This is a genomic window from Actinomycetospora sp. (genome assembly GCF_036497585.1).
In the GTDB taxonomy this organism is placed as follows: Bacteria; Actinomycetota; Actinomycetes; order Mycobacteriales; family Pseudonocardiaceae; genus Actinomycetospora.
Map to the genome: position 1 here is coordinate 1 of NZ_DASXJD010000022.1, position 6,027 is coordinate 6,027.

At 72.6% G+C, this 6,027-nt stretch carries 8 protein-coding genes and 1 pseudogene; 6 read left to right on the top strand and 3 right to left on the bottom strand.

Features of this window, described 5'->3' with window-relative positions:
* Positions 1 to 137: 137 nt before the first annotated feature.
* Both VGH76_RS02220 and VGH76_RS02225 read right to left on the bottom strand, forming a co-directional pair.
* Positions 138 to 1,451 carry an ISL3 family transposase gene (locus VGH76_RS02220; RefSeq protein ID WP_331554973.1) on the bottom strand — a complete coding sequence of 438 codons (1,314 nt, stop codon included), beginning with the start codon at positions 1,449 to 1,451 and terminating at the stop codon, positions 138 to 140.
* Positions 1,452 to 1,552: 101 nt separating this feature from the next.
* Positions 1,553 to 1,813: a hypothetical protein gene (locus VGH76_RS02225; RefSeq protein ID WP_331554974.1), complete on the bottom strand. Its 261-nt coding sequence runs from the start codon at positions 1,811 to 1,813 to the stop codon at positions 1,553 to 1,555.
* 213 nt (positions 1,814 to 2,026) lie between these two features.
* On the opposite strand from VGH76_RS02225, the pseudogene VGH76_RS02230 reads away from it, so the two are divergent.
* Positions 2,027 to 2,218: pseudogene (locus VGH76_RS02230) on the top strand (phosphotriesterase-related protein); the annotation flags it as partial.
* Positions 2,219 to 2,270: 52 nt separating this feature from the next.
* Here VGH76_RS02230 and VGH76_RS02235 read toward each other — a convergent pair.
* On the bottom strand, positions 2,271 to 2,495 hold the full coding sequence (locus VGH76_RS02235) for a three-helix bundle dimerization domain-containing protein (protein WP_331554975.1): 225 nt from the start codon (positions 2,493 to 2,495) through the stop codon (positions 2,271 to 2,273).
* A 181-nt stretch (positions 2,496 to 2,676) separates the two neighbouring features.
* On the opposite strand from VGH76_RS02235, the gene VGH76_RS02240 reads away from it, so the two are divergent.
* The 5 genes from VGH76_RS02240 (at position 2,677) to VGH76_RS02260 (ending at position 5,455) form a co-directional block, all read left to right on the top strand.
* A complete protein-coding gene (locus tag VGH76_RS02240; RefSeq protein ID WP_331554976.1) occupies positions 2,677 to 2,853 on the top strand; it encodes a hypothetical protein in 177 nt (58 codons plus the stop codon).
* Positions 2,854 to 3,149: 296 nt separating this feature from the next.
* Positions 3,150 to 4,100, top strand: coding sequence for an NAD(P)-dependent oxidoreductase (locus VGH76_RS02245; RefSeq protein ID WP_331554977.1), 951 nt, complete (start codon positions 3,150 to 3,152; stop codon positions 4,098 to 4,100).
* Positions 4,097 to 4,228 carry a sigma factor gene (locus tag VGH76_RS02250; protein WP_331554978.1) on the top strand — a complete coding sequence of 44 codons (132 nt, stop codon included), beginning with the start codon at positions 4,097 to 4,099 and terminating at the stop codon, positions 4,226 to 4,228. The genes VGH76_RS02245 and VGH76_RS02250 overlap by 4 nt, the downstream gene beginning before the upstream one ends.
* Positions 4,229 to 4,232: 4 nt before the next feature.
* A complete protein-coding gene (locus VGH76_RS02255) occupies positions 4,233 to 4,979 on the top strand; it encodes a sigma factor-like helix-turn-helix DNA-binding protein (protein ID WP_331554979.1) in 747 nt (248 codons plus the stop codon).
* 185 nt (positions 4,980 to 5,164) lie between these two features.
* A complete protein-coding gene (locus VGH76_RS02260; RefSeq protein WP_331554980.1) occupies positions 5,165 to 5,455 on the top strand; it encodes a hypothetical protein in 291 nt (96 codons plus the stop codon).
* Positions 5,456 to 6,027: the final 572 nt, after the last annotated feature.

Genomic DNA, 6,027 nt, shown 5'->3' on the forward strand with positions numbered 1-6,027 from the left:
ATATCAGAATGGACAACGCGTCGAACAGCGACACGCTTGCCATCACCGCCGAGGTCGGTCGGTCACACGAAGCGGCGTCCAGAGCGACGGCCCTGGGCGCCGCTTCGTCCTGCCCACTTGACAAACCGGCCCCCATATCAGAGTGCGAGGGCTCCGCAGTGCAGTAGAGATCTGATCCGGTAGTTGATCATGTTGCGGAAGCCGAGGGCGTTGCGGCGTAGGGCTTCGAGTCGGCCGTTGATGGCTTCGGTGGGCCCGTTGGAAGCTCGATGGTCGAAGTAGGCCAGGACGTCGTCGCGGCGGCGGTGCAGGGTCCGGCCGAGCTGGGCGAGTTCCTCGAGCCCGGCGGGTAGCGCGGAGCGCAGCAGGTCGATCACGGTGCTGAGCAGTGTCTTTCCTCGCTGTGGGTCCCGCTCGGCGTAGGCGTCGATCATCTGCTGGTAGGCGCACCAGGTCACCTCGACCGCAGCGTGGGCGTCGTCGGCGAACACCGCCCCGATACGGGCCCACTGCCGGGCGGTGAGCAGCCCGTCGCGGGTCCGCAGGGCGCGCCGGACGCCGGAGAGCGGATCGCCGCCGCGGCCACGGTGCCCGAGCGTGTCCTGCTGGACGCGTTGGCGACACAGATCCAACTTCGCGCCGGCGAGGGCGATCACGTGGAACGGGTCCATCACCGTCACCGCGTCCGGGACCTGCGCGGTCGCGGCGCTCTTGTAGCCGCCGAACCCGTCCATCGCCACGACCTGCACGCGGTCGCGGAAGCTCTGCTCGCGGGCGGCCAGCCAGCCCGAGAACGCCGCCGCGGAACGTCCCGGGACCATGTCCAGTAGCCGCGCGGGGCCCCGACCTGCAACAACAGGCGTGAGATCGGTGATCACGGTGACGAACCCGCCCTCCTGAGTCCCGAACACGTGGGACCACTTGTGCTCATCGACCCCGAGGACCTCGACCCCGTCGAGGCGGGCCGGGCCGGCGGTCAGCAGCAGCGTCTGGGTGGCTTCGACGGCGATCGAGTTCACGGTGTCCCAGGAGCGACCGAGCTCGCGGGCGACCGCGGCAATGGTGGCCTTGTCCACCGCCAGGCGACGCAGGATGAACCCAGCGCAGCGCCGCGTGGTCGACGCGCCGGGTCGGGCCAGCCGGCCGGTGTCGTGGGCGAAGATCGCGCGGGCGCAGCCGTCGTGACCGCACTCGTAGCGCGGGACCCGGACCCGCAGCTCGAGAGGATGCCCGACCACCGGCACGTCGCTGACGCGACGCTCGACGCTGTCGCGATAGACCCCGACCAGCCCGCACCCCGGGCAGCGACCCGGACCCTCGACGATCAGCTCGGCGAACACCACCGTCGTCCCACTCGCGAGCGCGGCGTCGACAATGCCGACCCCGAGCTCGACGGTCCGGATGATCGTGTCGGCCACGAGCTGGGCAGGCGGCGACGTAAGCTGCGGCATCGGGTCCCCGGGGCGCTGACGATCATTGGTGTAGGAACCTTCATCATCAACTTCCCGGGGCCCGCCTCACCGCAGCGACACGACCCCACCTCCAAGCCCGGTCACGCCCTCAGCTGCACTCCACTTCCGGAAGAGCCCTCGAACCGGTCCACGGGCACGGTCCGGCCGTACGGTCCGACGACGGCGGAGTAGGTCACCGCGATCGAGGTGTCCTGCCCCGGCGAGCCCGGGTCCACGTCGAAGGTGGCGGAGCCGTCGGCGTGCTCGCGGTCGCGGAACGCCGACCACGGTGCCTGCTCGCCGACGTAGACCGGCGTCTTCCTGCCGGTCGCGGGGTCCGCCGGTCCGACCGCCGTGCTCACGCGACAGGCGGGCGGATCGAAGAACGGGAGGGTCGACGGGCGAGGACGTCCCGCCGCCGATGACCATGTGGACCGTGCCCGTCGAGCTGTCGACGCCGCAGCCGAACGACCCGGTTCTCGCGGGCCGTCGAGGTCCCGATCCGCACCGACCGCCCCGCGGTGTTGGCCGGTTCGCCGCCTGGTGGACGGCCAGGCCGGGCAGGGTCCGCGTCCATGACGAGCGACGTGATCCCGACCGTGCGGGGACCGGTGGCTGGAGAAGACCTGGGCCCGGTGGTCATGCACGAGCACGTGTTCGTGCGCTCCGAGGAGATCCTGCGCAACTACCCGCACCTCTGGGACGAGGAGTCCCGCGTCGCGGATGCCGTCGACCGCCTCCGCACCCTCGCCGGCTGCGGGGTGAGGACGATCATCGACCCACCGATCGGCGTCGACGAGACCCGCCGCTCGCCCGCGGTCAGCCCTGCGGCCCCGGTGCAATGTCGAGTCGATGCCGCACCGCACGTTCGACCAGGATGGGTACGAACGCCCGGACCTTGGCCTCGTCGAAGCGGGCTGCCTCCGCCGACACGAGCCCGCGGATCCGATGGCTCTGCTCGGGATCGCGCTCTCCGAGGCTGTCGACGAGTCGGTCCGCGAGCGCGCGCAGAGCGTCCTCGGACTGCTGACTGAACCCGGCCATGGTCAGGAGTCTGACCAATCCGCCGGATCGTTCAACCGCCATCGAGGAGCCCGGAGAGGGGCCGAACGGCACGAAAACCCAGGGTCCGCCGGCTCCTGGCCGACGGCCCTGTCGGCCGGAGCCAGACGCGGAGCCCACTCGCCCGGTCGCCACGCAGATCGAGAATGCCCACGTTGTCGACGTGGACAGTCGACGCGCGACTGACCACGCGGCCCGGGAACGCAAGCCGAACGGCCGGTCACCGGGCCACAACCCCACCGGTGGTTGGGCCCTCTCCCGCGCCGACCTCGCCGCGTTCGTCGTGGAGCAGCTCGACAGTCCGAGCTGGATGCACCGGACCCCGACCCTGGCCTGCTGACCCGGACGCGGTCCGACACGCGATCCGCACGGTGCTGTCCGGGCTCGGCGCCGAGGTTCGAGCTTCGGTGTCGCCGTAACGACCACCGTCGAACTGTCGGGCGGCTCGGCTCAGGCTCGACGCCGGTGTCCGCTTCGCCGTGCTCGGCAAGGAGGTCCGCGAGAGAAGCCCGCGTGGAAGGGCACCGGCCGTCCTCGTCGCCCCTTGATCGGCCGTCCCTGTCACACGGCGGGCGGCCGCGTCGTCTCCGTCGGGGCGCTCGCGGACGGCGGGCGCGACGAGCCGAGGAGGTCCTCGTGCGAGTGCTGGTGGCCGGGGCGACCGGTGTGCTCGGTCGGGCGGTGGTGCCCCTGCTGGACGCGGTCGGGCAGGAGGTGACCGCCCTGTCCCGTACCGGGGATCCTCGGGGCGTGCTGCGGGGGACGGGAGCGCGGGTGGTCGCGGTCGACGCGCTGGACCGAACGGCGATGCGCGCTGCGGTGCTCGAGGCGGCACCGGAGGCGGTGGTGCACCTGATGACCGCCATCCCGGCGGAGATTCGGCCGCGGCGGATGGCGCGGGAGTTCGCGGTGACGAACCGGCTGCGGAGCGAGGGCACCCAGCACCTGCTCGACGCGGCCGCGGAGGCCGGCGTGAGGCGGGTGGTCGCCGAGGGCCTCGCCTACGCCTACGACCCGGACGGTCCGGGCCCGGCTGGGGAGGAGCCGTTCTGGGCGGACCCGCCGCGCCCGTTTCGGCCGGCGCTGACGGCGCTGGAGGAGCTCGAGCAGCGCACCCGAGCGGCTGGCGGCACCGTCCTGCGGTTCGGGCACCTGTACGGGCCCGGGTCGGTCTACGCCCCGGACGGGTCGACGGTCGCCGCGGTCCGGGGCGGGCGGATGCCGGTCGTCGGGTCCGGCGGGTCGGTGTTCTCGTTCACCCACGCCGACGACGCCGCCAGTGCCATCGTGGCCACGCTGGACCGACCGGCGGCGCCCGAGGTCCTCAACATCGTCGACGACGACCCCGCACCGGTCCGGGAATGGCTGCCCGAGCTCGCACGGCTGCTGGGGGCGCCGACCCCGAAGACGGTCCCGGCCGCGGTGGCCACGGTGGCGGTCGGGTCGTGGGGACGGACGTTCATGACCCGGCTGCGGGGAGCGGACAACACGAGGGCCCGGCTGCACCTGGACTGGCGGCCGCGCTACGGCTCCTGGCGCGACGGTTTCGCCGCCGAGATCACCGGCCGCCGACCGAGCGCCGCATGATCCCGAACTCCGGCGACGGTACTGACCCGACCGTCGAGTTCCAGCAGCACCGGCCGGTGCTGCTCGGTCTCGCCTACCGGCTGCTGGGCAGCATGTGGGACGCCGAGGACGTGGTCGCCGACGCCTGAGTGGATGCGCGCCGACCACGCCGCGGTGCGCTCGGCCAGGGCCTTCCTGATCACCGCGGTGTCGCGGCTGTCGATCGACGCCCTCACCTCGGCGCGGGCGCGCCGCGAGGCCTACCCGGGCCCGTGGTTGCCCGAGCCGGTGGCCACCGCCGAGCTCGGGCCGGCCGAGACCGCCGAGCTCGACGACACCCTGGCCTACGCCACCCTGCACCTGATGGAGCGGCTCTCCCCGCCCGAGCGCGCGGTCGTGGTACTGCGGGAGGCGTTCGCGATGCCCTACGACGAGATCGCCGGGATCGTCGGGGCCAGCGGCGAGGCATGTCGCCAGATGCAGCACCGGGCGACGTCCAAGCTCGGCGAGGGCCGCCGCGACGGGGCGCGACCGGACGCGGCAGCGCACCGGGTGCTGCTCGAGCGGTTCCTCGCCGCCGCCCGCGCGGGTGATCTGGAGGGACTGACCGCGATGCTGCGCGCCGACGTCGTCGCCTACAACGACGGCGGCGGCAAGGCGCGCGCCGCCCGCCGTCCGATCCTCGGTCGCGAGAACGTGGTCGCGTTCGTGCTCGGTCTGCTGAGCCGCTACGGCCTGGGACAGGTGTCGTTCGTCGAGATCAACGGTCAGGTCGGGGTCGAGACCGTGATGGACGACGCCACATCAGTGTTCGCGGTCGATATGCGGGACGGGCGGATCGCCTCGATCTACGCGGTGCTCAACCCCGACAAGCTCACCCGCGTGGCCCCGCGACCATGAGGGTCCGGTGGCTCGGGTGGGCAGGCGTCGAGATGCCGCACGCCCTCACCGTCGTCCTGGCCGGTCGCACGGGTCGCGACGGGACCGGGGAACTGATCGCCAGATGGTTGGCGGGACACTGGCCGGGACCGGTCCACCTCGATGACCTCGGAGGATCGTCCAGAAACGGCCCCGTCGTCGTGGTCGTGCCGGCGTACGCCTCGCCAGCAGAGCTCTCTCAGCTCGTCGCCGAACTTCGAGGTGTGCGGGTCGCGGTCGTCGCCTACGGCGGGATCGACCGGGGAGCGGCCATCCTTCCCGAGGTCCTCGGCGCGCTCGACGAGGCGGGCGCGGAGGTGATCCCCTTCGCCGTGGCGCTGAACGCCGCGGTCGTGCGGGTCGGGCGGTTCTCGGAGTTCGACGTGATCAGCGCGAGGACGCTGCTGGGTTCACTGCATCCGTGCCATGCGCTCGGCGAGCAGGACGGCCGATCGTGAGCAGGCCCGCCCGCACGGCGCCGGTGACCGTCGCGGTCGGGGCGGAACCGACGGCCGTGATCGCCGTGGTGGCCGACCCCGTGCGCCTCCGGGAGTGGGCGCCGGGGTTCGCCGACAGGTGGCGCTCGGGCCACGCCCCCTCCCGACGGTGCCCGGCTCACGGCGTCGTCGGGGCCGGCGTCGGGGTGAGGCGCGTGACGGTACCGGCACGGCCGTCGACGCGGACGCGGTCCGCCGGTGCGCAGCCGACCGGTAGCGTCCCTGCACCCGACGACGGCCGGGATCCGGCCGTCGAGGCGGCAGGTCCGTCGACCTCAACCTCCGTGAAGCACCACGGACGCGGGCCCGACCACCAGCCATCGAGGGGAACCGGTGGCCGGGCCCGCGCTCAACCGGCAGACACGTGTCCGGTGGTCCCCCGAGGACCCGGGCAGGTGTCTCCGGACGCTCTAGCGATCCTTGGTCGCTAGCGATCCTTGGTCGCTAGCGATCCTTGGTCGCTAGGACTTTGGCAGTTGGGCAGAGTTCGGCACAGGTCTACGGTTGTCGCTGCCCGCTCCAGCTACTGCAGA